The sequence below is a fragment of the Mesorhizobium sp. M0816 genome (genome assembly GCF_040320005.1).
Classification (GTDB): Bacteria; Pseudomonadota; Alphaproteobacteria; order Rhizobiales; family Rhizobiaceae; genus Mesorhizobium.
This window is the reverse complement of record NZ_JAMYOT010000003.1, coordinates 425,013-451,439: the sequence shown is the minus strand read 5'-3', so window position 1 is coordinate 451,439 and position 26,427 is coordinate 425,013. Positions and strand designations below refer to the sequence as shown.

Sequence of the window (26,427 nt, the reverse complement as noted above, 5' to 3'; positions counted from 1 at the left end):
GCATGGCCTATCTCGACAACATCGCCGTTTTCGTTCGCGTCGTCGAGCTCGGCAATTTATCGGCGGCTGGGCGCGACATGCGCATTTCGCCGGCGGTCGCTTCCAATCGGATCAAGGAGCTCGAGAAGCACCTGGGCGTCAGGCTGTTCAACCGCACGACGCGGCAGTTGATGCCGACCGAGCACGGCACGGTGTTCTACTCCGGCGCCAAGCAGGTGCTGGAGGCGGTCACCGAGGCCGAAGCTGCGGTCAGCGCGTTATCCGGGCAGCCGCGCGGCACCATAAAGGTGACAGCGCCGCTCGGCCTCGGGCGGCGGCTGGTAGCATCCGGAATCCCGGATTTCCACGACAGGTACCCCGATATCGAGGTGCGGCTCCGGCTTTCCGATCACAATGTCGATATCATGAAGGAAGGCATCGACGTTGCCTTCCGGCTGGGCATCATCGAGGATTCCAGCCTCAGGATGCGCGGCATCATGGAATGCGAACGCGTTCTGGTGGCGGCTCCGCAATATCTGGAAGCGCGCGGCGAGCCTACCGAGCCGCAGGAGTTGATCGGCAAGAAGCACGATTGCCTGATGCTGCGCTATTCCGGCGCGCGCGAATATGTCTGGACGCTGCAGACGCCGAACGGACCGCAAAAATTCGAGGTGCACGGCCCCTACGATACCGATGATGGCGACGTGCTGACCGGCTGGGCGCTGTCCGGCCGCGGCATCATCAACAAGCCGCGCTTCGAGGTCGAGCCGTTTATCCGCGACCAGCGGCTGAAGGTGATCCTGAGCAACACGCCGCCGACGCCGGTGCAGTTCGCCGCCGTCTACCCTCATAAGAAGCTGCAGGATCCGAAGGTGCGGCTGCTGCTCGATTTCATGGCCGAGCGCTGCCAGCGGCTGATCAGGGATATTCTGGCCGGCAAATGATCGCCGGCTGGCCGGTTGCTTTCCGTCCAGCCGGCGAGATAATTCTCAAGGAATCTCGCTCAACAGGGAAAAGCGATGGCCAACGGCGCCACAATGTGTCTCGCCGTTTCACTGTCTCCGGAAGCCGCTCCTTCCCATCCGCCCGACGCCGGCCCGGACTTCAGTCTGCTGACGCGGTTCGTGCAAGAAGCCGAAGCGGCCGGCCTGGACATGGTGTTGCTCGGCGATTCCGCACCGGTTGCAGGCGGGCCGAACCGGCAAATGCGCTTCGAAGCAACGACCTTGGTGGCGGCGCTGGCGACGGTGACAAGCAGGATCGGCCTTGCCGCCGCGGCGTCGACGGTCGCCCACCAGCCCTATAATCTCGCGCGCCGTTTCGCCTCGCTCGATATCATCAGCCATGGCCGCGCCGGCTGGAACGCGAGCATGATGCCCGAACCGCGCGAGGCGGCCAATTTCAGCCGGCCGGAAGGGTTTTCCGGCGACGATTTCCGCCTGCGCGCCGAGGAATTCATCGGCATCGTGCAAGGCTTGGGGAAAGGCTGGGACGCAGACGCGCTGCTGTTCGACAAAGTTGGCGGCCGCTTCTTCGATCCCGAGAAGATGCACCTTCTCGACCACAAGGGCGAATATTTTTCCGTGCGCGGGCCGCTCAACGTGGCGCGGTCGCCGCAGGACACGCCGATGCTGGTCATGTCCGGCCTGTCCGAGCCCGACACGGATATCGCCGCCCGCACCGCCGATGTCGTCCTGCTGGATGAGCCATCGATCGAGCCGGCGAAGGCTGGCGATCTGAAGCGCCGTGCGCTTGCCTTCGGGCGCAGTCCGGAGGCGCTGAAAGTGCTGATGAACGTTACCGTCAGCGCCGAAATAACCGCCGCGCCGGACCTGTTTGCGGACAGGCTCGAAGAGTGCTTTCGCTCGAAAGCCTGCGACGGTTTCAACATCGCCATGCCCTTCACATCGGCGCTCGACGATTTCGTCGGTCTCGTGCTGCCGGAGCTTCGCCGCCGCGGCCTTGTCCGGTCCGGCTACAGCGCGGCGACACTGCGCGCCCATCTCGGGCTTGCAGGGGAGGATCGGCAATGAGCGCCGGTCGAGGCCAGATGAAGCTCGGCGCCTTCCTGTGGGCGACAGGCCACCACATCGCCGCCTGGCGCCATCCGCAGGCGCATGTCACGGCCGGCATCGACATCGACCATTACGTCCAGTTGGCGCGGACGGCGGAAGCAGCCAAGTTCGACATGATCTTCTGCGAGGACGCCGCCGGCGTGCGCGAGGCCAATGTCAACATCGCCAGCCAAACGTCGCGCTCGATCGGCTTCGAGCCGATAAGCCTGCTTGCCGCGCTCGCCGTCCAGACGGAGCGCATCGGCCTCGTCTCCACGGCGTCGACGAGCTATAACGAGCCTTACGGACTGGCGCGGACCTTCCTGTCGCTCGACCATCTGAGCGGTGGCCGAGCCGGCTGGAACCTCGTCACTTCGGCGAGCCAGATCGAGGCCGCCAATTTCGGCTCGACCGGACTGCGCCCACATGCGGACCGCTACGAACGCGCGCGCGAATTCGCTGCCGTGGTTACCGGCCTTTGGCGAGGCCAGGGTGGACACGAAGGCAGAAGTTTTTCGGTGCGCGACCCGCTCGATCTGCCGCGCTCGCCACAAGGTGCGCCGGTCATGGTTCAGGCAGGAGCGTCGGACGAGGGCCGCGATCTCGCCGCCCGGACCGCCGATGTGGTGTTCACTGCGGCGCAAACATTCGAGGAGGCAAAGGCCTTCTACGACGACCTCAAGGGACGGCTGGCGCCCCATGGGCGCGAGCCGGAGGACGTCAAGATCATGCCCGGCGTCGCGCCGGTCGTCGCGGCAAGCGAAGCGGAAGCCCGGGCAAAACATGATGAACTGCAGGAGCTGATACCGGACGATGTCGGCGTCGCGCTGCTTTCCAGCTATCTCAGCATATCCGATCTCGCGCGCTATCCCATCGACGGACCGCTGCCCGAGCTGCCGGCCAGCGAAGGCATGCAGAGCCGGCAGGCGCTCGTCATCGAGCAATCCCGCCGCGACAAGCTGTCCATTCGCCAGCTTGCCCGTCATTTCGCCGGCGCGCGCGGTCATTGGCGCGTCGTCGGAACTCCGGCCCAGATCGCCGACCAGCTCGAGGCACGCTTCGAGGGCGGCGCGGCAGACGGTTTCAACGTCATGCCATCCTATTTTCCCGGCGAACTCGAAGCCTTTGCCACGCTTGTCGTGCCGGAGCTGCAGCGGCGCGGGCTTTTCCGGAAGGATTATGAAGGTAGCACGCTGCGCGACCATCTGGGCTTGAAAACGCCGGCGTAAAACGACGAGCGGAACGAAAGTCGGAGATCGCCGTTTTGGGATGCTGTGCCGCGGCGATGAGGGCGTCTGCGCGCATATTCGATTGTCCATCCCAAACTTCGCCCTCTTTTCAAACCACGCGGACGCAACCGCCACAGGAGCCGATCATGGATGCCATCGCCACCCGCAATGACCTGCAATCCAATGCCAAGAAAGAGTGTATCGATCTTCTCAATGCCCGCCTCGCCGACGCCATCGATCTGGCCTTGATCACCAAGCAGGCGCACTGGAACGTCAAGGGACCGCAATTCATCGCCATCCACGAGATGCTCGACACGTTCCGCGAGGAGATCGACGGCCATGTCGACACCATTGCCGAGCGCGCCGTACAGCTCGGCGGCACGGCGCTCGGCACCTCGCAGGAGGTGTCGAAGGCGACTATGCTGGAGGCCTATCCGACCGACATCCACAAGACCCGAGACCATCTGGCGGCGCTGATCGACCGCTATGCCGCGACCGCCAAGCGGGCACGCGCCGCGATCGACGAAGCGGCTGGCGCGGGCGACGCCGATACCGCCGACATCTTCACCGCCTATTCGCGCTCGCTCGACAAATTGCTGTGGTTCCTTGAGGCGCACACGCAGGAGAAGGAATAGCCAAAACGTCAGCCAGCCATCGCCTTGCGGTGAGAGGCTTTGGACTGAGCGGACGGTGCCGCCGCATGGCCGGCCAACGCTGTCATAATCTCGGCTACGGCGAGTGCGGCGATCACCTGCGGGCGCTTGTCCTTAACGGCATCGCCGCCGATCGGCGAGACGAGGTGGGCAAATTCCGCCTCGCTTCCGTCCGCCGATTTCAGGAACCAGTTCCGGAACGTCGCCTTCTTGGTTCTGGAGCCGATCATGCCGACATAGGCGGCATCCCGGCGTTTCAGAGCCTCGGCGACGATCAGGAAGTCCAGCGCGTGGTCATGTGTAAGGACGACGAAGGCGGATCCAGCCGGGGCTTCGCGCACCATCGCCTCAGGCATCGGCGTCAGCTTGGTTTCGACCGCTTCCGGCATGCCTTTGAGCGCCTCGGCTCGCGTCTCGACAACGACGACATGCACCGGCAGCAAGGCCATCGCGGAGGCCAGCGCCTGGCCGACATGGCCGCCCCCGAGGATGTAGACATGCGGTCGCTGCGCTTCCTCGGTTTCCGCCGCCGCAACCAGCTTGGCTTCAAGCGCGGGGTCGACTAGCTGGATCAGCAGCTCGACCCTGCCGCCGCAGCACTGCCCGATGTCCGGGCCGAGCGCGATGTCGAGGGTGGCGCGGATATCCCTCCCCCTTGAGGGGAGGGTGGCGGCGAAGCCGCCGGGTGGGGTCGCCGCGGCAGTGCTCGACGCGCTGGCGGTACCTTCTGAGACGACCCCCTCTGGCCGCTCCGCGGCCATCTCCCCCTCAAGGGGGGAGAAAAGCATCTGTCGCGCTTTGTCGATCGCCATGTATTCGAGCTGGCCGCCGCCGATCGTACCGAAAGTGGCCGATCCTGAGACGAGCATGAAGGCACCCGTCTCGCGCGGCGTCGAACCTTTTGTCCGGGCCACCTCAACGAAGGCGACCCGGCCGGCGCCGGCAAGAAAGGCTTTCAGGCTCTGCACTTTCGCGTTCATCATTTGCGTTCCCTATCGGGAAATATAGAGTTTTTCGGCCTGAATTGCACGTTTTCCGGGATTCAAGTGCCGGTTTTGGCTTCCCGCTTCAGCCGTTCGATCGCCATCAGCACACGCTCCGGCGTGGCCGGCGGGTCGAGGCGCGGGCAGATCTTGTGGCTGGCAACGCTCGCAACTGCGTCCGACAGCGCATGCAGCACCGACATTGCGAGCGGAAAGGGCGGCTCGCCGACCGCCTTGGAGCGGTGCACCGTCGGCTCGCCTGCTTGCGCCCAGTCGGCCAAAGTCACATTAAAAATCTTCGGCCGGTCCGACGCGAGCGGGATCTTGTAGGTCGATGGCGCATGGGTGCGCAGCCGCCCCTTGTCGTCCCACCACAGTTCCTCCGTCGTCAGCCAGCCCATGCCCTGGATGAAGCCGCCCTCGATCTGGCCGAGGTCGATGGCGCGGTTCAGCGAGCGGCCGGTTTCGTGCAGGATGTCGGTGCGCTCGACGACATATTCGCCGGTCAGCGTATCGACCGAGACTTCCGAGCACGCGGCGCCATAGGCGAAATAGTAGAAGGGATGGCCCTCGCCCTTGTCGCGGTCCCAATGGATTTTCGGCGTCTTGTAGAAACCCGCCGCCGAAAGCTGGATGCGCGCCATATAGGCCTGCCTGACGAGATCGGCGAAGGCGATCTCCTGGTTGCCGATGCGCACGCGGTTGGGCAAGAACAGCACCTGGTCCCGCGGCACCTGGTATCTCTCGACGGCAAAATTGATCAACCGGTCCTTGATCTGGCGGGCGGCATTCTGCGCCGCCATGCCGTTGAGGTCGGAGCCGGAAGACGCGGCGGTGGCCGAGGTATTCGGCACCTTGCCGGTCGTCGTCGCGGTGATCTTGACCTGATCGAGGTCGATCTGGAACTCTTCCGCCACAACCTGCGCCACCTTGACATAGAGGCCCTGCCCCATCTCGGTGCCGCCGTGGTTCAGATGCACCGAACCATCGGTATAGACATGCACCAGCGCGCCGGCCTGGTTGTAATGGGTGGCGGTGAACGAGATGCCGAACTTGACCGGCGTCAGCGCCAGTCCGCGCTTGATGAAGCGGCTGTTGGCATTGAAAGCATCGATGGTGCGGCGGCGCCTCGCATAGTCGGAACTCGCCTCCAGCTCGGCGACGATGCGGTGGATGACGTTGTCCTCGACCGTCTGGTGATAGGGCGTGATGTTGCGGTCGCTGGTGCCGTAGAAATTCTTCTTGCGGATTTCGAGCGGGTCCTTGCCGACGGCAAACGCGACTTCGTCGATGACGCGCTCGGCGCCGACCATGCCTTGCGGGCCGCCGAAGCCGCGAAAGGCGGTGTTCGATACCGTGTTGGTGTAGAGCGGCGCCGATTGCGCGTGCACCGCCGGCCAGAAATAGGTGTTGTCGCAATGGAACAGTGCGCGGTCGGTGACCGGGCCGGAGAGGTCGGCCGAGAAGCCGCAGCGCGCCGCGAACATGAAATCTACGCCCAGAATATTGCCCTCGTCGTCGAAGCCGACCTCGTAGTCGACGAGGAAATCGTGGCGTTTGCCGGTGGCGATCATGTCGTCGTCGCGGTCGGGCCGGATTTTCACGGCCCGATGATGTTTCTTCGCGGCGATAGCGGCCAATGCCGCAAACTGATTGCCTTGCGTTTCCTTGCCGCCGAAAGCGCCGCCCATCCGGCGGATTTCCACCGTCACCGCGTGGCTCGGAACACCGAGCGCGTGGCTGACCATGTGCTGGATTTCGCTCGGGTGCTGGGTCGAGGAATAGATGGTGACGTCGTGGTCCTCGCCAGGAATGGCCAAGGCGATATGGCCTTCGAGATAGAAATGCTCCTGGCCGCCGATGCGCATCTTTCCCTTCAGCCGGCGCGGCGCCGCCTTGATCGCAGCCGCTGCATCACCGCGCTTCAGCGTCAGCGGCGGCGTGACCAGCTTATCCATCCGTGGATCGAGCTCACCGACATCGGCGACGAACGGCAATTCCTTGTATTCGACCTTGGCCAGCCTCGTTGCACGGCGCGCCTGCTCGCGGGTTTCGGCAATGACGCAGAAGATCGGCTGGCCAAAGAATTGTACCTTGCCGTCGGCCAGCACCGGCTCGTCGTGACGGCCGGTCGGCGAAATGTCGTTCTCGCCTGGCACGTCGCTCGCCGTCAGCACGTCGATGACGCCGGGTGCGGCGCGCACCGCCGACAGGTCCATGCTGGTGATGGTGGCATGCGTCGCCGTCGAAAGCCCAAGGCAGCCGTGCAGCGTGCCGGCCGGTTCCGGCATGTCGTCGATATAGACGGCCGTGCCACTGACATGCTTGTGCGCGGAATCATGGCGCTGGTCGGTGGCGACGCCGCCGGCGATTTTTTGCGCCTTCAGGTTTGGGGTGGCGTGCTTGTTCATCATGCCGCCTCGTGCCGTGATACCTGGATCGGCGCCCGGGTGCCGGTGGTTTCGGCAAAGAAGCGCAGCAGCAGGTTGCGCGCCGCCAGCGCCCGGTATTCGGCGCTTGCCCGCATGTCGGTCAGCGGCGTGAAATCGCCGGCGTACGCGGCCATCGCCGCCTCGACCGTCGCTTCCGTCCACGGCTTGCCAAGCAATGCCTTTTCCACGCCAAAGGCTCGCTTCGGCGTTGCCGCCATGCCGCCGTAGGCGATGCGCACATCCGCCACCGTGTCATCCGCGGCGAGCTTCAGGGTAAACGCCCCTAGCGCTGCTGTGATGTCTTCGTCGCGGCGCTTGGTGATCTTGTAGACGGCAAATTTCGTCTCGCTACCTGGCACCGGGACATGCACGGCCTCGACGAATTCGCCGGGCTGCCGGTCCTGTCGGCCATAGGCGATGAAAAACTCCTCGAGCGGGATCGTCCGCCGCTTGTCGCCGCGGCGCAGCGTCAGGCGGGCACCGAGTGCGATCAGCGGCGGCGGCGTGTCGCCGATCGGCGAACCGTTGGCGATATTGCCGCCGATGGTGCCCATGTTGCGCACCTGATCGCCGCCGATGCGATCGAACAGCGGGCCGAGCGCCGGGATGCGTTTCGCCAGCGTCGAGAAGGCTTCGCTATAGGTGACACCGGCGCCGATCGAGATGACGCCCTTGTTCTCGGAAATCCCGCACAGACCATCGAGATTGCCGATGAAAATCGCCGGCGCGATATCGCGCATGTGCTTGGTCACCCAAAGGCCGACATCGGTCGAACCCGCGACGATAGTGGCGCCCGGCTCCTTGACCAGCACGCTGGCCAGATCGTCGGCATTGGCCGGCACGATCAGCCGCTTGTTGCCGGAGCCGATCTCGATGCGCGAACCGTCCTTCATCGCTTCGAGCTTGGTCGTGACTGCCTTGCGCTCCGCCGCCAACGGATCCTTTGCCGCCGAGCCGTAGCTGGAGATGGCACGTGCGGCGCGCATGATCGCCTCGTAGCCGGTGCAGCGGCAGAGATTGCCTTGCAGCGCCTTTTCGATGGCGGCGTCCGACGGCTCCGGCGCCCGCATCCACAGAGCATAAAGCGACATGACGAAACCCGGTGTGCAGAAGCCGCATTGCGAGCCGTGGAAATCGACCATCGCCTGCTGCACGGGATGCAGTTTTCCTGCGTCGCCGCGCAGATGCTCGACGGTCACGACATGCGTGCCGTCTAGCGAGCCAAGGAAGCGGATGCAGGCATTGACGCTTTCATAGACCAGTGTTCCACCGGAGAGCCTGCCGACCAGCACCGTGCAGGCGCCACAGTCGCCCTCGGCGCAACCTTCCTTGGTGCCGCGCAGCGAGCGGTCGAGCCGCAGCCAGTCGAGCAGTGTCTGGTCGGGCGCGACCGTGCCGAGCGCGACGTCCTCGCCATTGAGGATGAACCGGATTTCGTTGCGTGTCTTGATCCCGGCCATCTCAGCTTCCCCGGTAAGTCGAATAGCCGTAAGGCGACATGAGCAGCGGCACATGATAGTGCACCGGCTCGGCCATACCGAAGCGGATCGGCACATGGTCGAGGAAGGCCGGTTCCGGCAGTTTTGTCCCTTGCCGGCGCAGATAATCGCCAGCCGCAAAGACCAGCTCGTATTCGCCGGTACGGAATTCCGCGCCGGCAAGCAGCGGAGCATCGCAACGGCCGTCATCATTGGTGACGACCGTTTTCAGATGCGTCCGGGCCTGACCGTCAAGATGATAGAGCTCGATCGACAGACCGGCCGCCGGTTTGCCGGCTGCAGTGTCGAGGACGTGGGTCGTCAGGCGCCCGCCTTCGGCTTTCGACGTTTCCGCCACTGGCTGCTCCATTCCCTGCACAGTCGAACACTATTCATGAATTGTGCGCCAATTAAAGGCGATGCATAAGTCCCGGTCGAGCGGAGCGCGACAAAAACACTTTCAAAAATTTCGGGGGAATGCGCAGGCACTCCTTTCGACTATCCTGATCACAATTCCGGCAGGAGCGAGAATGCGTTACGAACGAGACATGCGGGGCTATGGAGCCAATCCGCCGGATCCGAAATGGCCCGGCGGGGCGCATGTCGCCGTGCAGTTCGTCGTCAATTACGAAGAGGGCGGCGAGAATTGCGTCCTCCACGGCGACAAGGCTTCGGAGGCTTTCCTGTCGGAGATCGTCGGCGCCGCGCCCTGGCCCGGCCAGCGCCACTGGAACATGGAATCGATCTACGAATACGGCGCCCGTTCCGGCTTCTGGCGATTGCTGCGCCTGTTCAGCGCGGCGCAAGTGCCGGTCACCTGCTACGGCGTCGCCACGGCCCTGGCGCGTTCGCCCGATCAGGTTGCGGCGATGCAGGAGGCCGGCTGGGAGATCGCCTCGCACGGGCTGAAATGGATCGACTACCGCGACCATGCGCCAGAAGACGAGCGCCGCGACATGGAAGCGGCGATCCGGCTGCATTATGAGGTCACAGGCGCGCGTCCGACCGGCTGGTACACCGGGCGCACCTCGATCAACACGGTGCGGCTGGCGGCGGAAGAGGGCGGCTTCGACTATGTGTCGGACACCTATGACGACGAACTGCCCTACTGGTTCGAGCATGCGGCACCGGACGGGTCGGCGAAGCCGCAGCTGGTCATCCCCTATACGCTCGACGCCAACGACATGCGCTTTGCCACGCCGCAAGGCTTCAACTCGGGCGACCAATTCTTTGCCTATCTCAAGGATAGTTTCGATACGCTCTATGCCGAGGGCAAGGCAGGACGGCCGCGCATGATGAACATCGGCCTGCACTGCCGCCTCGTCGGCCGGCCGGGCCGGGTCGCGGCACTGAAGCGCTTCATCGACTACGTCAAATCACACGACAAGGTCTGGCTGGCACGGCGCATCGACATCGCAAAACATTGGCAGGAGACGCATCCGTTCCGGTTGCCGGCGCTGCGCCCGTCGAAAATGGAATTCGAGGCCTTCGTCCATACATTTGGCGGCGTGTTCGAGCATTCGCCGTGGATTGCCGAGCGCGCTTATGAGCTGGAGCTCGGCCCGGCGCATGACAGTGCCGGCGGCCTGCACAATGCGCTCTGCCGCGTCTTTCGCGCGGCAAGCGAGGCCGAGCGGCTTTCCGTGCTCAATGCCCACCCCGACCTTGCCGGAAAACTGGCGCAGGCCAAGCGGCTGACGGCGGAATCCTCGAGGGAACAGGCTTCGGCCGGCCTCGACGCGCTGACCGACAAGGAGCGCGAGCTGTTCGCAAAACTCAATGCCGCCTACGTCACCAGTTTCGGTTTCCCCTTCATTATTGCGGTGAAAGGCAAGACCAAGGGGGAGATCCTGGCCGAGTTCGAGGCGCGTATTGGCAACAGCCACGATGTCGAATTCGAAACCGCCTGCAGACAGGTCGAGCGCATCGCGCTGCTTCGTCTCAAGGACATGCTTCCGCAATAGGCTTTGGCTGCCGCGATAGGCCCTGGCTTCCGCAACAGGCTTGAATTTATGGATATGATGAAAATGGCCGAGCGAACCTATTATGCGCCGCAGGGCGGACATCCCGGCCAGAGCGAATTGCTGACCGGCCGCGCTGTGTTCACACAGGCCTATGCCGTCATCCCCAAGGGCGTGATGCAGGACATCGTCACCAGCGCCTTGCCGTTCTGGGATGGGACACGCGTCTGGGTGCTGTCGCGGCCGCTGTCGGGTTTTGCCGAGACGTTTTCGCAATACATCGTCGAGCTCGCGCCTGGCGGCGGCAGCGACCACCCTGAGCTTGACGCCGCCGCCGAAGGTGCGCTGTTCGTGGTCGAAGGCGAGCTAAGCGTTTCGCTTGCCGGCAAGAAACATAGCTTAAGGCCGGGCGGCTTTGCCTTCCTGCCGCCGGCGAGTGGGTGGACGGTGCACAATGAAAGCGGCGCCGCCGTCCGCTTCCACTGGATCCGCAAGACTTATGATGCAGTCGACGGCATCGAGCCGCCGCAAGCGTTCTTTGTCAACGAACAGGACATCGCGCCGACGCCGATGCCGGGTACCGAAGGCCGATGGGCGACCACGCGCTTCGTCGATCCGGCCGACATGCGCCACGACATGCATGTCACCATCGTCACGCTCGAGCCGGGCGCGGTCATTCCTTTCGCCGAGACGCATGTCATGGAGCACGGGCTCTATGTGCTGGAGGGCAAGGCGGTCTATCGTCTCAACCAGGACTGGGTCGAGGTCGAGGCTGGCGATTATATGTGGCTGCGCGCCTTCTGCCCGCAGGCTTGTTATGCCGGCGGGCCAGGCAAATTCCGCTATCTCCTCTACAAGGACGTCAACCGCCACGCCAAGCTTGGCAGCGCCGGCGTCGCGAGACCTACACCATGACCCGCATCGTCGCGCGGCCGCTGACCCGCGAGAATTTCGCCGAATTCGGCGACGTCATCGATATGGGCGGCGACAACCATTATCCGATCAATGGCGGCAAGGCCGAGCGCTACCATGACCTCGCCACCGCGGAAGCACGAGGGCCGAATGCGCGCGTGCTGATCTCGATGGTGCGTGGCACGCACTATGAGCTGCCGTTGAAGCTTACCATGGTGGAGCGCCATCCGTTTGGCAGCCAGGCCTTCATCCCGCTGTCACCACGGCCGTTCCTGGTCGTCGTCTGCCATGACGGCGAGGAGGGCCCGGGCGAGCCGCATGCCTTCATCACCGCGCCCGGGCAAGGCATCAACTATCCGCGCAATTTGTGGCACGGCGTGCTGACGCCGATCGGCGAGCCGCAGGACTTCCTGGTCGTCGACCGTGGCGGCGACGACTCCAATCTCGAAGAGTGCCATTTCTCGCACGCCTACGAGATACATCTTCCCGATGGGAGCCGGTGATGACCGACATTTCGCTGATCGACCGCCTGCTCGATGTCATAGAGCACGACATCGTGCCGAAGACGGCCGAGGGCGTCGCGCATGGCAACAAGTTGTTCGGCGCGGCGATCCTGCGCAAGGACGACCGCTCGCTGGTGCTTGCCGAAACCAATAACGAGACCGAAAACCCGCTCTGGCACGGCGAGGTGCACTGCCTGAAGCGCTTCTACGAACTGCCGAAAGCCGAGCGCGTCGACACCAGGGAGGCTATCTTCCTCGCCACCCACGAGCCCTGCTCGCTCTGTCTGTCGGCGATCACCTGGACCGGCTTCGACAATTTCTTCTATCTGTTCAGCCACGAGGACTCGCGCGACAGCTTCGACATCCCGCACGATTTGAAGATCCTGAAAGAGGTCTTCACCCTCGATCCCGGCGGCTACAATGCCGAGAATGCCTATTGGAAGAGCTTTTCGATCCGCAAATTGGTGCGCTCGCTGCCGGACCCCGAGCGCGGTCGGCTGGAAGCGCGCATCCACACAATATCAACGCGCTATGACGAATTGTCCGGCGCCTATCAGGCCGGCAAGGACGAAAACGACATTCCGCTGAATTGACGCGGATTGACCAGCCGAATTCGTTGACTGGCCCATGACGCGCTCTCACGGGCTCCATCATCTGGCGCTCCTGGAGTTCGCCCGCATGAAAATCGTCACTGAATTCCCCCGAAAGATCGTCGAATTTCCGGATATGGGGATCATCATGCCGGACGGCTGCCGGCTGTCGGCGCGGGTGTGGATGCCGGCCGATGCTGCCGACGACCCAGTGCCGGCAATCCTCGAACACCTGCCCTATCGCAAGCGCGACGGCACGATCTATCGTGATCAGCTGACGCATCCCTATTTTGCCGGCCACGGCTACGCCTCGATCCGCGTCGACATGCGCGGCAATGGCGATTCCGAAGGGCTGATGGACGACGAATATTCCGAGCAGGAATTGCAGGACGCTTGCGACGTCATCGCCTGGGCGGCGGACCAGCCCTGGTGCAACGGCAATGTCGGCATGATGGGCATTTCGTGGGGCGGCTTCAACTGCCTGCAGGTGGCGTCTAAGCAGCCGCCGGCGCTGAAGGCGGCCATCAGTCTCTGTTCGACGGTCGACCGCTATGCCGACGACATCCACTACAAGGGCGGCTGCCTGCTGATCGAGAATTTCGGCTGGGCCTCGACCATGCTGTCCTATTCGTCAAGGCCGCCGGATCCGTTGCTGGCCGGCGACAACAGATGGCGCGACCTGTGGCTGACCAGGCTGGAGAACCAGCCATTCCTGGCACCGCTGTGGCTGAAGCACCAGCATCGCGATGCCTATTGGAGGCGCGGCTCGATCTGCGAGGACTATTCCGCCATCCATGCCGCGGTGCTGTCGATCGGCGGCTGGCATGATGGCTATCGCAATACGATTTCCCATCTCGCCGTCAATATCGAGGCGCCGGTCAAGGGCATCGTCGGCCCGTGGATCCACAAATACCCGCATTACGCCGCGCCCGAACCGCGCATCGGCTTCCTGCAGGAGGCCTTGCGCTGGTGGGACCGCTGGCTGAAGGACATCGACACCGGCGTCGAGGCCGACCCCGCCTACCGCGCCTATGTCATGGACAGCGTGCGTCCGGCACGCTGGCATCCCGAGCGGCCGGGCCGCTGGGTCGCTGAATCGGAATGGCCGTCACCCAACATCAAGACGCAAGAGGTTGAGCTTATCGCTGAAGGCAACCACGCTATCGTCGCTTCGCCGCAAAGCTGCGGCCTCGCCGGCGGCGAATATTTCCCCTTCACCTTCGGCCCGGAACTGCCGGGTGACCAGCGCCCCGACGATGCGCTGTCGGTGTGCTTCGACCAGCCGGTGCTGACCGAAACGGTCGACATTGTCGGTGCTCCCGAAGTTGTGGTCAGCGTCTCGTCGGACCGGCGCCAGGCGAACATCGCGGTTCGGCTGTGCGACGTCCATCCGGACGGGGCATCGGAGCTGATCTCGTACGGCGTGCTCAACCTGACGCATCGCAACTCGCACGAATTTCCCGAAGCGCTGGTGCCCGGCGAAACCGTCAGCGCCCGGGTGGTGCTCGACCAATGCGCCTATCGCGTGCCGGCCGGCCATCGCTTGCGCGTTGCCGTTTCGAACGCCTACTGGCCGATGATCTGGCCGTCGCCGGAGCCGGTCCGGCTCGAATTGTCGGCCGCGACATTGATGCTGCCGGTACGCCCGCCGGCGACAGGCGACGAGGTCACCTTCCCCGCTCCCGAAGGTGCTGCGCCCTGGGCAACGGAGACGCTTCGGCCCGCCAATTCCGAGCGTCATGTCGATCGCGACGAAAAGACCGGAATGATTACGCTTTCCATCGTCGACGATTTCGGTGAGGTGCGCGACCTGGAGCATGGCCTCGCCAATGGCAGCATCGCCAGAGAGACATGGGCGATCCATCCCGACAATCCGCTGTCAGCCTCGGGCAAGACGCATTGGACCCAGACGCTGTCGCGAAATGGATGGTCGGTGCGCACCGAAACCTTCGCCGAAATGCGGTCCGACGCGCAAAGCTTCGTGGTTAGCGCCAGAATCGAAGCCTACGAAGGCGAAAAACTGGTCTTCGAGCGCAACTTCGAGGAGAAAATCCCGCGCGCACTGCTTTGAGCGCTTATAGCGATTGGTCCAATTGCGACGCACGATTTACGCCACGGCATGTCGCATTCGGTCTTGCTTACCGCTTTCCCTTACGGTCATTATTCTCCCGATAGAAATGAGAAAAACGACCATAAGGTCGGACCAGCAGAGTGAGGAACTCAACATGTCAAACGAACTGGAATATCTGAGCCGGCGCGTTGCGTCCGGCAAGCTGAGCCGTCGCGATTTTCTCGGCCGGGCAGCAGCGCTTGGCGTCACCGCAACCATCGCCAATTCGCTGCTATCCAGCGCTTCCCGCGCGGCGGGTCCGGTCAAGGGCGGCACGCTCAAGGCCGGCCTGGTCGGTGGCGAGTCCACCAACAGCCTCGATCCGGCGCTGTTTATGACGCAGGTGCCGTTCGCCTTCGGCAAGATGTGGGGCGAACTGATCGTCGAACTGTCTCCCGAAGGCAAGCTCGAGAACCGCATCGCCGAGGAGATCGGCTCGTCGGACGACGCCAAGACCTGGACGCTGAAGATCCGCGATGGCGTCGAGTTCCACAACGGCAAGAAGGTGACCGCAGAGGACGTGGCCGCCACCCTCGAACGCCATTCGGACGAGAAGTCAAAGTCCGGTGCGCTCGGTTATATGAAAGGCATCGAGAGCATCAAGGCCAGCGGCAAGGAAGTGGTGCTGACGCTGAAGGAGCCGAATGCCGACCTGCCCTACCTGCTTAGCGACTATCACCTGATCATTCAGCCGAATGGCGGCAAGGACAAGGCCGATGCCGGCATCTCGGCGGGTCCTTACAAGGTCACCACCAACGAGCCCGGCGTGCGCCATGGCGGCGAGCGCTTCGCCAATTATTGGCAGGGCGACAAGATGGGCCATGCCGACCAGATAGAGATCATCGTCATCAACGACGCCACGGCGCGCACGGCCGCCCTGCAGGGCGGCCAGGTCCACATGATCAACCGCGTCGAGCCGAAGATCGTCGATCTGATCAAGCGCGTGCCCGGCGTCACCATCCGCAACCATTCGGGACCCGGCCACTACGTCTTCATCATGCACTGCAACACCGCGCCGTTCGACAACAACGATTTGCGGATGGCGTTGAAGCTGGCGATCGACCGCGAGGAGATGCTGAACAAGGTGCTGCGTGGCTATGGCTCGCTCGGCAACGACTTCCCGATCAATGCATCGTACCCGCTATTCACCGAAATCGAGCAGCGCAAATACGATCCCGACAAGGCCAAGTTCCACTACAAGAAGTCGGGCCATGACGGTGCCGTCCTGCTCCGGACGTCGGACGTCGCCTTCCCCGGTGCCGTCGATGCTGCACAGCTGTTCCAGCAGAGTGCTGCCAAGGCCGGCATCACGCTGGAGATCAAGCGCGAGCCGGGCGACGGCTATTGGTCGGAAGTCTGGAACAAGCAGCCCTTCTGCGCCTCCTACTGGGGCGGCCGGTCGACGCAGGACCAGATGTACTCGACTGCCTATCTGTCGACGGCCGACTGGAACGACACACGGTTCAAGCGTCCGGATTTCGACAAGATGGTGCTGGCGGCTCGCGCCGAGCTCGACGAGGCCAAGCGCAAGGCAATGTACCACGACATGGCTGTGATGGTGCGCGACGAGGGCGGCCTGATCCTGCCGATGTTCAATCAGTTTATCGACGCGACGGGCGCCAAGGTTGCCGGGTGGGTGGATGATCCGCATCAGGAGTTGATGAACGGATATGCTCTGGCGAAGTGCTGGCTCGAAGCCTGAGCCCGGCCTTGCGGATATGTCCTCACCCATCGTGAAACTGGTGGCCCAGCGCATTGCGCTGGGCATTCTGCTGCTGTTGGCCGTTTCGGTCCTGATCTTCGCCGGCACCCAGATCCTGCCCGGCGACGTCGCGCAAGCCATCCTAGGACAGTCGGCGACACCGGAGTCGCTCGCCAATCTGCGCGAGCAGCTCGGCCTCAATGATCCCGCTTACATCCGTTATTTTCGCTGGCTCGGCGGCATTCTGACCGGTGATCTCGGCACGGCGATGTCGAGCGGTCAGGATATCGCAACCTCTATCAAGGGAAGGCTGTGGAACACGCTGTTCCTCGCCTTCTGGGCGGCGGTCGTCGCGGTGCCGCTGGCGATCATCCTCGGGCTGATCGCGGTGCGCTACCGCAATGGCTGGGTCGACAAGCTGATCTCGGGACTGGCGCTGGCCTCGACGTCCTTCCCGGAATTCTTCGTCGGCTATGTGCTCGTCTTTTTCTTCGCGGTGCAACATCAATGGTTTCCCGCCATTTCCACTGTCTATGACGGGATGCCTTTCGGCGAACGCATTCAGGCCATCGCACTGCCGGCGGCGGCGCTGACCCTGGTGGTGCTAGCCCATATGATGCGCATGACGCGCGCCGCGATCCTCAATGTCATGCAGTCGGCCTATGTCGAAACCGCCGAACTCAAGGGGCTTTCGGCCTTCGCGGTCATCCGCAGGCATGCCTTCCCCAATGCCATTGCGCCGATCATCAACGTCGTGATGCTCAATCTCGCTTACCTGATCGTCGGCGTCGTCGTGGTCGAAGTTATCTTTGTCTATCCAGGCATGGGCCAATACCTCGTCGACCACGTCACCAAGCGTGACGTGCCGGTGGTGCAGGCGGTCGGGCTGATCTTCGCCGCCGTCTACATCAGCCTGAACATCATCGCGGACATAGCGGCGATCATCGCCAATCCGCGCCTCAGACATCCGAAATGAGGGGGGCGGGTATGCTCGTCATCAAACGCATCCCCATCCCGGCATTGGTCGGCATCGTGCTGACGGCGCTGTTCGTGCTGGCAGCAATTTTTGCGCCGTGGATCGCGCCGCATGGCAATGCCGAGATCGTCAGCGACGTCCCTTGGGAACCGATGTCGGCGGCGCATTGGCTGGGCACCGACAATCTCGGCCGCGATCTGTTGTCGCGCATGATCTACGGCGCCCGAATCACCCTGTTCATCGCGGTGCTGGCGACCGCGCTGTCGTTCTCGCTCGGTGCCATCCTCGGCTTCTCGGCCGCGGTGTTCGGCGGCTGGTTCGACACGCTTCTGTCGCGTCTCGTCGATCTCCTGATGTCGATCCCGACATTGATCATGGCCCTTGTCGTGCTGTCGGTGCTGCCATCCAATCTGGTGACGCTGATCCTGGTCATGGGCGTTCTGGATTCGACCCGCGTCTACCGCCTGTCGAGGGCGGTCGCCGTCGACATCAACGTCATGGATTATGTCGAGGCGGCCAAATTGCGCGGCGAAGGCAGCGGCTGGATCATCTTCCGCGAGATCCTGCCCAATGCGCTGTCGCCGCTGGTTTCGGAACTCGGCCTGCGCTTCATCTATGCCGTACTGTTCCTGTCGACGCTGTCCTTCCTCGGCCTTGGCGTGCAGCCGCCTAGCGCCGATTGGGGCGGCATGGTCAAGGAAAACAAGGACGGCATCGTCTTCGGCATAGGCGCCGCCCTCATTCCGGCGGCGGCGATCGCAGCGCTGGCGATTTCCGTCAATCTCGTCGCCGACTGGGTGCTCAACCGCACGACAAGCCTGAAGGGAGGACGCGGGTAATGGCTGACAAGCAACCGAAGCCCGGGCAACCGAAGCCCGGGCAACCGAAGTCCGGCGTGCTGCTCGACATTCGCAATCTGCGCATCGAGGCCACGGTATACCCGCCGGGTGAGGCGCCGAAGAACATCGTGCTGGTGCACGATGTCTCGCTGACGCTGGAGAAGGGCAAGGTGCTTGGCCTGATCGGCGAGTCCGGCGCCGGCAAATCGACCATCGGCCTGTCGTCGATGGGCTACGGCCGCGGCGGCGTGCGCATCACCGGCGGCGAGGTCATCCTCAATGGCCGCGACATCCTGAAGGGCGGCAACGAAGGATTTCGCAAATTGCGCGGCCGCGAGGTCTGCTATGTCGCGCAATCGGCGGCAGCCGCCTTCAATCCGGCGCACAGGCTGATGGACCAGGTGGTCGAGGCAGCACTCCTGCACGGCACGGCGACGCGGGCCGAAGCCGAAAAGCGCGCCGTGGCGCTGTTCAAGAAGCTCAGCCTGCCGAACCCCGAAAGCATCGGCGAGCGCTTCCCCCACCAGGTCTCGGGCGGTCAGCTGCAGCGCGTGATGACGGCAATGGCGCTGTGCTCGGAACCCGACCTGATCGTCTTCGACGAGCCGACCACGGCGCTCGACGTGACGACGCAGATCGACGTCTTGGCGGCGATCAAGGATGCCATCCGCGACACGCATGTCGCGGCGCTCTACATCACTCACGACCTTGCCGTCGTCGCCCAGGTCTCGGACGAGATCATGGTGCTGCGCCACGGCCGGCTGGTCGAATGGGGCGGCACCCGCCAGATCATCAAGGAGCCGCGCCAGGAATACACCAACGCGCTGGTTTCGGTGCATGAGATCGAACACCAGGAGCAGAAGCCTGGCACGAGCCCGTTCCTGTCGGTCAAGAACATCACCGCCGCCTATGGCCGCAGTCACATCAAGGTGCTGAAGAACGTCTCGATCGATATTTTCCCCGGCCAGACGCTGGCGGTGGTCGGCGAGTCCGGCTCCGGCAAATCGACACTGGCGCGCGCCATCACCGGCCTCTTGCCGCCCGAACAAGGCACCGTCACCTTCGACGGACGGCCGCTCGCCAACCGGCTTGCCGACCGGCCGAAAGAGGATCTTCGCCAACTGCAGATGATCTACCAGATGGCCGACGTGGCGATGAACCCGCGCCAGACGGTCGGCACCATCATCGGCCGGCCGCTGGAATTCTATTTCGGTCTGCGCGGAAGGCAACGTGACGCCCGTGTCGCGGAACTGCTCGACAAGATCGAAATGGGCAAAGGCTATGTCGACCGCTATCCGGCCGAGCTTTCGGGCGGCCAGAAGCAGCGCGTCTGCATCGCCCGCTCGCTCGCCGCAAAGCCGAAGCTGATCATCTGCGACGAGGTGACCTCGGCGCTCGATCCGCTGGTCGCCCACGGCATACTGGAGCTGCTCCTCGGGCTGCAGAAAGAGGAAAACGTCGCCTATCTGTTCATCACCCACGACCTGGCCACGGTCAAGTCGATCGCCGATTCAATCGCCGTGATGTATCGCGGCGAAGTGGTGCGCTACGGCGCCAAGAGCACCGTGCTGACGCCACCCTTCGATGCCTACACCGATCTTTTGCTATCGTCGGTGCCAGAAATGGAGATCGGCTGGCTAGAGAAAGCGATCAAGGGACGGCGCATGGCCAGCGCGGGGAACTAGCGGGCCGCCCTTTGCGCCCGACGATCCTGTCCGGGCGTGGATTGAACGGCAGGCCCGCCCTGACTTTTCCGATTAAGCCGCATGGAGGCGCCCTTGGCGCTCAACACAAAACTATTGCTCATCATCCTCGACGGCGTGCCTTACCGGAACTGGCGACGGCTGATGGGCAATCTCGAAGGCTGGGTGCAATCAGGCGAAGCCCGCGTGTGGAAGATGCGCTCCGTGCTGCCGTCGACCTCGGCATCCTGCTATGCCTCGATCCACACCGGCGTGCCGCCTCAAGTGCACGGCATCCTGTCGAACGAGAACCGGTTTCGCGTCGAACAGCCGGACATCTTTTCCGAAGTCAGCAGGGCCGGCGGCAAGACCGGTGCGGTCACCCACTCCTACTGGTCCGAATTCTTTCGGGCCTATCCGTTCGACCTGGTCGAGGACATGGAGTTCGACCAGCCGGGCAGGCCGATCAGCCATGGCCGGTTCCACACCATGACCGGCTACAATGCCAGGAACCAGATGACGCCGAGCGACGTCGACCTGTTCGCGACGTTGACCATGCTGACCAGGCGCTACGGCATCGACTACGGCATCCTGCACAGCTGCACGCTGGACTCGATGGGCCACCGCTTCGGCCATGACTGCCACGAGATGGATCATGCCGTCTATGCAATGGACGCCATGCTCGCCGGCTTTCTGCCGCGCTGGCGGGAAGCCGGCTACGAGGTGATCGTCACCGCCGATCATGGCCAGACCGATCGCGGCCATCATGGCGGCCACGACGAGGAGATGCAGGATTTCGCACTTTACTACTTCGGATCCGGCGAGGGTCCGGAAGCCAATACGCTGCTCGATCAGCTGCAGCTCGCGCCGACGGTGCTTGTGCGCCTCGGCGTGCCGGTGCCGGCGACGATGAAGGCCGAGCCATTCCTGAGCTGAGCGCGCGCCCTCTTCTCCCTCTGGCAACGCTCCCGCTCTTCAGTTAGCCTCCGCAAATATACGGGCGGATGCGGTGAACCTTTTTGGGCCGATCAGCGACAGAGCAGGCAGGAGCCAGGCGGCTCGACCGGCGATGACGGCCGCGGAGACCGATCGCGCGCTTGTCGAGCGGGTCGCGAAAGGTGACCGTGCCGCCGTGCGGCTCCTGTTCATGCGCCACCACGCGCGGGTCTACCGCTTCGTGGCACGCCAGACGGGATCGGAACTGATGGCCGACGATATCGCGAACGAGGTGTTCCTCGAACTCTGGCGGCAGGCACCGGCCTTCGAGGGGCGCTCGGAGGTCTCGACATGGCTGCTCGGCATTGCCCGCTTCAAGGCGCTGTCCCTGCTGCGCAAGAAGAAGGAAGACTGGATCGACGACGATGACGCGGCCCGGGTCGCCGACGGCGCCGACACGCCGGAAGTCGTGACGATGAAGGAAGACAAGGCCGCCGCCTTGCGACGCTTTATCGATGCCATGCCGGAAGAGCACCGCACGGTGATCGACCTTGCCTATTATCACGGGCAATCGGTGAGCGAGATCGGCGAGGTACTCGGCATCCCGGTCGCAACGGTCAAGACCAGGATGTTCTACGCCCGCAAGAAACTCGGCGAAGCCCTCAAGGCCGCCGGTTACGACAGGGGGTGGCCATGAGCGCCGCTGAAAAAATGTCACGCCGCGACGAAATGGAAATGCTGCTGCCGTTTTATCTGAACGGCTCGCTGGAGGGCACCGAGCTCGAAGCCATCGAGGAATGGCTGGCGAGCGATCCGGCGGCGATGGCCGCACTAGGCGAGGCCGAGGCCGAATTCTCCGGCACCGCTGCCGCAAACGAGGCAATCCGCCCGCCGGCCGATGCGCTCAGCCGCTTTGCCAAGGCGCTCGACGCCGAGGCCGGCCCGTCCCGCGCGCCTGCGGCATCGTCCTGGCTGGCGCAAGCCTGGAGCCGCTTCATGGCGGTGCCGGTCGGCGTCGCCTGGGCCGCGGCCGCGGTGCTGCTGGCCCTGGTCGTCGCGCAATCCTTTGTGCAGACCGGCAACAGAGGTGGCGATTTCGAGATTGCCGGATCGGAAGACGACCTGGCCAAAATGCCGTTTGCACTTGTGAAGTTCAAACCGGATGCGAAGCTGTCCGACATCATCGCTTTTCTCGACCAGAACCAATTGAAGATCGCCGGCGGGCCGACCGCCGACGGTGTCTTCCGCCTCGGCGTTCCGGCCAAGACCGCCGCCGACTATCAGAAGCTGCTTGGCCTTATTGCCGCCCAGCCTTTCACCGAAGCTGCGCTGGAGGGAAGGAAACCGGCTGATGGCGGCTAAGGCGGTCATTCGATTGACGGCAGCGATGACAATCTTCGCCGCGTCCGCAATGGCGCAGACCAATGACCCGAACCTCACCCAGGCTGAGATCGACTGCCTGAACCGGGGAAATGCTGCCAACGCCGACTGCGCCAAGGATGGCGGCGCCGTGAAGGATGGCGGCAAAGCGCTGGCTCCTGGAATAACGGGCGCGGTGTTTCTTCCGGACTTGATTGTCGACCTGTTCCCCAATCCTGCCGTAGTCACCGAGGCGCCTATACCTCCTGGCAATACTGCAACCCCACCCGCCGTCGCGCCGGCAATACAGGCTGCCGCGCCGGGCGGTCCGGTCGTAGCACCCACCGATCTTGTCGCAACCGAGCCGCCGCGCGCCGTGATCGGCGATTTCGTGCCCGACGAGGTGCTGGTCACGGTCAATGGCGATGCCGGCGCGGTCCAGCAGATCGCGGCCTCGTTCGGCCTCGAGATACGCTCGCAGCGGCAGTCGCGGCTGCTCGGCAACACGCTGGTGCGCTTCGGCATTCCCGATGGCCGCCCGGTCGGCGTCGTGCTGGCGCAACTTGCCGCCGACGGCCGTACTTTGCGGCGTGAGGCCAACCATGTCTACTCGCTGCAGCAGGCGGCCAGCATCGTCAATTATGCGTTCGAGCGCATTGCGCTCGATGCCGACAAAGCCAGCGGCGAGAATGTGCGCGTCGGCGTCATCGACACCGGCATCGATGACGGCAATCCGGCGCTCTCCGGCGTCATCGCCGGGCAGTTCGATGCCATGCCCGACGTGCCGATCAAGGCGCGCGACCACGGCACTTCGGTCGATGGACTGATTGCCGGCACCGGCGCGTTCAAAGGCATGGCGCCGGGTGCCAGGATCTATCACGCCCGCGCCTTCGAGGGCGGCAAGTCGACCATGGACGTCATCCTTTCGGCGCTCGACTGGGCGGCGGAGCAGGATGTCCGCATCATCAATATGAGCTTCGTCGGTCCGAAGAACGACCTGCTCGGCATCGCCTGCCGCAATGCGCGCGCGTTTGGCATCGTGCTGGTTGCGGCCGCCGGCAATAACGGACCGAAGGCGCCCTATGGTTATCCGGCCGCCTTCGACGGCGTGATGGCGGTGACGGCCACCGATGCCAAGGACGGGCTGATGCCGCAGGCCAATCGCGGCGCCTATGTCTTCATCTCCGCTCCCGGCGTCGAGATGGTGGCGCCGAGCGGCGCCGGCTCGGACGTGGTGACCGGGACGTCCTTCGCCGCAGCGATCGTGACCGGCGCCGTCGCCAACCTGTTCCATGCCGCACCCGACCGTTCGGCCGACTGGGTCGAGAAAGCACTTGCCGCCACCGCCAGGGATCTCGGCCCCAAGGGGCGGGACAATGATTTCGGCTTTGGCCTGCTGAATACCAAGGCGGCCGAGGCGGCGAAGGAATAGCCCGCTCAAGTCGCGTTTTGCTGAGGACGTAGCAGAAAATAGAATGCGGCGATGTGCGTTATCATCAGCAGCGGTACGTAGATGATCGGGATCGCGTAGGTGGCGCCCAGTTCGCCTGCGCGTGCAGGAAGGCCGATCTGGACGGCATGGTAATAGTCGACGATGAGGTCGACCGTCCCTGCGACATTGAAGGCGACGACCAACGGCCAGAAGAGCGGGCGTATCCTCACCGTGAGCAGCGCCAGCATGGCCAGCACGCCAGTCGCGAAATCGCCGTAGGCGGCGAATACGGCGAAGTCGGTGGGCAGATTGGGGCTTACGACACCTGGAACCATGAAGACGAGCCCGAAGAAGCGGAAGCTGTGCAGCGTAGCGATGGCGCGTTGCGCCGCGACCCGGTCCATCGACCTGAGCCACGGCAAACCGTACGCGCCGAAGCAAAGCAGCCACGCGACATAGCCGAGAGCAAGATGGGTTTGGAACACCATTTCCGTGGACATTTGGCCTTCTCTCAACAGTTGATTCACGCGGCTTTAAGCCCGCTACCGCAATTCGACTATCCGGTGTAATCACAACAACCTATGAAGCAGAACTACACAGTCCGACATGGTGCGCTGGAGGGCGTCGAGGCGTTCCTGGCCGTCGCCAGGCGCCTCAGTTTCCGCCGTGCCGCCGCCGATCTCGGCGTGACGCCATCCGCCGTGAGCCAGACGGTGCGCGCGCTGGAAGCCCGCCTGGGCACGGCGCTGTTCGTCCGCACGACGCGGAGCGTTGGTTTAACCGAGCCTGGCCAGCGGTTCCTCGACCGTGCCGGCCCGGCGTTCGAAGAGCTTGTCGCGGCCGGCGAGGCCGCCCGCGATATCGGCCAGCGGCCGACCGGTCTGCTGCGCCTGTCTGTGCCCCGCGCTATCGTGCCGCTGATGTTGGAGCCGCTGATCGCGTCGTTCTGCCAAGCCTATCCTGAGATCGAACTGGAGATCGCCGTGAGCGACCAGATGGTCGATCTCGCGACCGGCGGGTTCGATGCCGGCATCCGCCTCGGCCAGCTCATCGCCGCCGACATGGTCGCGGTGCGGCTGACAGCGCCGTTCTCGTTCGTGGTCGTCGGCAGCCCTGACTATTTTGAGCGCCACGGCCGTCCCGAGCGTGTCGACGACTTGCGCCACCACGCCTGCTTACGCTTGCGCCGCTCGAATGGCAGCATCGCGCCCTGGTCGTTCATCGACGGCAACGGCGCGATCGAAGCGGTCGTCTCAGGCCCGCTGATCGCGCACGACTATTCGACGTTGGTCGGGGCTGCGATGCGGGGCGTCGGGCTGGCGCAGACACCGCGACCACTCGCCGAAGGTCTGATAGCCGAAGGAAAACTCCAGTCGGTGCTGGACAGCGTCGCCACGACGACGCCGGGTGTCTTCCTTTATCATCCCGGCAAGCGCCAAGTCCTGCCGAAGCTGCGCGCCTTCATCGATCACCTCAAATCCGCGGCCTGAGACCAGGACGCACCCGCTGGTGCTGGCCAACAGCCGCCAAGAGTCGACCTCGGCCGTTCAGAGTGATTGCCTCTAGGCCGGCGCGCCGGCGACCGATCCCCTGACCACCAGGTCGACCGGCCAGACTTCGCCGCGAGCGCCCTCCTCCAGGCCGGAAATCCGCGCCGCCAGCCGTTCGGCGATGCGCGCGCCGGCGAGGCGGATCGACGAACGCGTCGTCGACAGCGGCACCGAAAAATTTTCCGGCTTCAGCCAGGGAAAGACGTCGTCATGGGCGATCAGCGACAGGTCGCCCGGAATGGTCAGGCCGAGATCGCGCACCGCGCGCACCACGCCGAGCGCCATGATCAGGCTGGAGCAGGCGATCGCCGTCGGCGCGTCACTTTGTTCCAGCAAGCGCCGGGCGGCGCGGTAGCCGTTCTCCTCGGTCATGGTGAGCGAACAGACATGCTGATCACGAAGCACCAGGCCGCTCGCCGCAAGCGCGCGGCGCACGCCGCGCTCGCGATGGATGGCGAAGGTCTCGCGATCGTCGCCGTTGATCAGCGCCAGACGCCTATGACCGAGCTGAACGAGTAGCCGCGCCGCCTCGTGGAAGGCGCCCTCATTGTCGATGTCGGTGAACGGATAGTCGAAATCGAAGCCTTCGCTGCGGCCATGGACGATGAAAGGAATGCCGAGCGTATTGACCAGCGCCACCCGCCGGTCGGCCGGCCTCGGCGACGAGATATAGACCGCGTCGACCTGCCGGTTGGCGACAATGCGGCGGTACGTCGTCTCCTGGTCGTCGGCATCGGCCGGTGACAGCACCAGGTCGAGCTCGTGCGAACGCGCATAGTCGCCGAGGCCGGACAGGAACTCGACGAAATGCGGGTCGATGTCGACGGTCGTCCCCGTCGGCAGAACATAGCCGATCATGCCGGTCTTGCCGGTCGCCAGCCGACGGGCGCTCGGATTGGGGCGATAGCCGTGACGCTTGGCGGCATCGACCACCCGCCGGCGCGTTTCCTCGTTGACTTCGGGGTAGCCGTTCAATGCGCGGCTCACCGTAGTCTGCGAAAGCGCCAGCATGTGGGAGAGCTGCTTGAGGTTCACCGGAGGCCTCCAAACCTCAAAGCGCTTTTAAT

The 26,427-nt window shown here is 63.9% G+C and carries 24 protein-coding genes; 18 read left to right on the top strand and 6 right to left on the bottom strand.

The annotated features are described in order from the left end of the window. Positions 1 to 2: 2 nt before the first annotated feature. The 4 genes from NKI17_RS06615 (at position 3) to dps (ending at position 3,897) form a co-directional block, all read left to right on the top strand. Entirely contained in the window at positions 3 to 923 is a 921-nt protein-coding gene (locus tag NKI17_RS06615) for a LysR family transcriptional regulator (protein WP_352590951.1), read from the top strand. A gap of 75 nt (positions 924 to 998) precedes the next feature. Then, positions 999 to 2,012 (top strand): LLM class flavin-dependent oxidoreductase, encoded by a 1,014-nt coding sequence (locus tag NKI17_RS06610; RefSeq protein WP_352905537.1) that lies wholly within the window; start codon positions 999 to 1,001, stop codon positions 2,010 to 2,012. Next, the gene (locus NKI17_RS06605) at positions 2,009 to 3,262 is read left to right on the top strand and encodes an LLM class flavin-dependent oxidoreductase (RefSeq protein ID WP_352590945.1); all 1,254 of its coding nucleotides are present in this window, start codon (positions 2,009 to 2,011) and stop codon (positions 3,260 to 3,262) included. Before NKI17_RS06610 ends, NKI17_RS06605 begins: the two co-directional genes overlap by 4 nt. 146 nt (positions 3,263 to 3,408) lie before the next feature. After that, positions 3,409 to 3,897 (top strand): DNA starvation/stationary phase protection protein Dps, encoded by a 489-nt coding sequence (gene dps, locus NKI17_RS06600; protein ID WP_023676226.1) that lies wholly within the window; start codon positions 3,409 to 3,411, stop codon positions 3,895 to 3,897. 8 nt (positions 3,898 to 3,905) lie between these two features. On the opposite strand, the gene xdhC is transcribed toward dps, so the two are convergent. The 4 genes from xdhC to uraH form a co-directional block, all read right to left on the bottom strand. Next, entirely contained in the window at positions 3,906 to 4,895 is a 990-nt protein-coding gene (xdhC, locus tag NKI17_RS06595) for a xanthine dehydrogenase accessory protein XdhC (protein WP_023676225.1), read from the bottom strand. Between the two features lie 62 nt (positions 4,896 to 4,957). Beyond that, positions 4,958 to 7,309 carry a xanthine dehydrogenase molybdopterin binding subunit gene (gene xdhB / locus NKI17_RS06590; RefSeq protein ID WP_352620700.1) on the bottom strand — a complete coding sequence of 784 codons (2,352 nt, stop codon included), beginning with the start codon at positions 7,307 to 7,309 and terminating at the stop codon, positions 4,958 to 4,960. After that, the gene (gene xdhA, locus NKI17_RS06585; protein ID WP_352634922.1) at positions 7,309 to 8,790 is read right to left on the bottom strand and encodes a xanthine dehydrogenase small subunit; all 1,482 of its coding nucleotides are present in this window, start codon (positions 8,788 to 8,790) and stop codon (positions 7,309 to 7,311) included. Before xdhA ends, xdhB begins: the two co-directional genes overlap by 1 nt. A gap of 1 nt (position 8,791) precedes the next feature. Then, a complete protein-coding gene (gene uraH / locus NKI17_RS06580) occupies positions 8,792 to 9,166 on the bottom strand; it encodes a hydroxyisourate hydrolase (protein WP_352620696.1) in 375 nt (124 codons plus the stop codon). Positions 9,167 to 9,338: 172 nt separating this feature from the next. Here uraH and puuE point away from each other — a divergent pair, with 172 nt between their 5' ends. From puuE to NKI17_RS06515, 13 genes are all read left to right on the top strand, one after another. Next, positions 9,339 to 10,772: an allantoinase PuuE gene (gene puuE, locus NKI17_RS06575; RefSeq protein ID WP_352620694.1), complete on the top strand. Its 1,434-nt coding sequence runs from the start codon at positions 9,339 to 9,341 to the stop codon at positions 10,770 to 10,772. 63 nt (positions 10,773 to 10,835) lie between these two features. Then, entirely contained in the window at positions 10,836 to 11,684 is an 849-nt protein-coding gene (locus NKI17_RS06570; protein WP_023676221.1) for a bifunctional allantoicase/(S)-ureidoglycine aminohydrolase, read from the top strand. After that, positions 11,681 to 12,184 carry an ureidoglycolate lyase gene (locus NKI17_RS06565; protein WP_023676220.1) on the top strand — a complete coding sequence of 168 codons (504 nt, stop codon included), beginning with the start codon at positions 11,681 to 11,683 and terminating at the stop codon, positions 12,182 to 12,184. The genes NKI17_RS06570 and NKI17_RS06565 overlap by 4 nt, the downstream gene beginning before the upstream one ends. Continuing rightward, positions 12,184 to 12,777, top strand: a complete 594-nt coding sequence (locus tag NKI17_RS06560; protein ID WP_031211650.1) for a nucleoside deaminase — start codon at positions 12,184 to 12,186, stop codon at positions 12,775 to 12,777. The genes NKI17_RS06565 and NKI17_RS06560 overlap by 1 nt, the downstream gene beginning before the upstream one ends. Positions 12,778 to 12,862: 85 nt before the next feature. After that, positions 12,863 to 14,845: a CocE/NonD family hydrolase gene (locus NKI17_RS06555; protein WP_352568401.1), complete on the top strand. Its 1,983-nt coding sequence runs from the start codon at positions 12,863 to 12,865 to the stop codon at positions 14,843 to 14,845. A 154-nt stretch (positions 14,846 to 14,999) separates the two neighbouring features. Continuing rightward, positions 15,000 to 16,586 carry an ABC transporter substrate-binding protein gene (locus NKI17_RS06550; protein WP_023676219.1) on the top strand — a complete coding sequence of 529 codons (1,587 nt, stop codon included), beginning with the start codon at positions 15,000 to 15,002 and terminating at the stop codon, positions 16,584 to 16,586. Between the two features lie 16 nt (positions 16,587 to 16,602). Then, positions 16,603 to 17,562, top strand: coding sequence for an ABC transporter permease (locus NKI17_RS06545; protein WP_023676218.1), 960 nt, complete (start codon positions 16,603 to 16,605; stop codon positions 17,560 to 17,562). Positions 17,563 to 17,573: 11 nt separating this feature from the next. Next, entirely contained in the window at positions 17,574 to 18,401 is an 828-nt protein-coding gene (locus NKI17_RS06540; RefSeq protein WP_023676217.1) for an ABC transporter permease, read from the top strand. Next, a complete protein-coding gene (locus NKI17_RS06535) occupies positions 18,401 to 20,086 on the top strand; it encodes an ABC transporter ATP-binding protein (RefSeq protein ID WP_023676216.1) in 1,686 nt (561 codons plus the stop codon). Before NKI17_RS06540 ends, NKI17_RS06535 begins: the two co-directional genes overlap by 1 nt. Positions 20,087 to 20,179: 93 nt before the next feature. Beyond that, positions 20,180 to 21,019: an alkaline phosphatase family protein gene (locus tag NKI17_RS06530; RefSeq protein WP_084641081.1), complete on the top strand. Its 840-nt coding sequence runs from the start codon at positions 20,180 to 20,182 to the stop codon at positions 21,017 to 21,019. 133 nt (positions 21,020 to 21,152) lie between these two features. Continuing rightward, a complete protein-coding gene (locus NKI17_RS06525; RefSeq protein WP_023676214.1) occupies positions 21,153 to 21,716 on the top strand; it encodes a sigma-70 family RNA polymerase sigma factor in 564 nt (187 codons plus the stop codon). Continuing rightward, positions 21,713 to 22,381 (top strand): anti-sigma factor, encoded by a 669-nt coding sequence (locus NKI17_RS06520; protein WP_352568403.1) that lies wholly within the window; start codon positions 21,713 to 21,715, stop codon positions 22,379 to 22,381. The genes NKI17_RS06525 and NKI17_RS06520 overlap by 4 nt, the downstream gene beginning before the upstream one ends. Continuing rightward, a complete protein-coding gene (locus NKI17_RS06515) occupies positions 22,371 to 23,810 on the top strand; it encodes a S8 family serine peptidase (RefSeq protein ID WP_023680216.1) in 1,440 nt (479 codons plus the stop codon). The genes NKI17_RS06520 and NKI17_RS06515 overlap by 11 nt, the downstream gene beginning before the upstream one ends. A 5-nt stretch (positions 23,811 to 23,815) precedes the next feature. Here NKI17_RS06515 and NKI17_RS06510 read toward each other — a convergent pair whose 3' ends face one another. Further along, positions 23,816 to 24,310: a DUF8737 domain-containing protein gene (locus tag NKI17_RS06510; protein WP_023680217.1), complete on the bottom strand. Its 495-nt coding sequence runs from the start codon at positions 24,308 to 24,310 to the stop codon at positions 23,816 to 23,818. An 81-nt stretch (positions 24,311 to 24,391) separates the two neighbouring features. On the opposite strand from NKI17_RS06510, the gene NKI17_RS06505 reads away from it, so the two are divergent. Further along, positions 24,392 to 25,300: a LysR family transcriptional regulator gene (locus NKI17_RS06505; RefSeq protein WP_023680218.1), complete on the top strand. Its 909-nt coding sequence runs from the start codon at positions 24,392 to 24,394 to the stop codon at positions 25,298 to 25,300. Between the two features lie 72 nt (positions 25,301 to 25,372). Here the strand turns inward: NKI17_RS06505 and NKI17_RS06500 are convergent, their stop codons facing one another. Beyond that, positions 25,373 to 26,395 carry a substrate-binding domain-containing protein gene (locus tag NKI17_RS06500; protein ID WP_031213013.1) on the bottom strand — a complete coding sequence of 341 codons (1,023 nt, stop codon included), beginning with the start codon at positions 26,393 to 26,395 and terminating at the stop codon, positions 25,373 to 25,375. Positions 26,396 to 26,427: the final 32 nt, after the last annotated feature.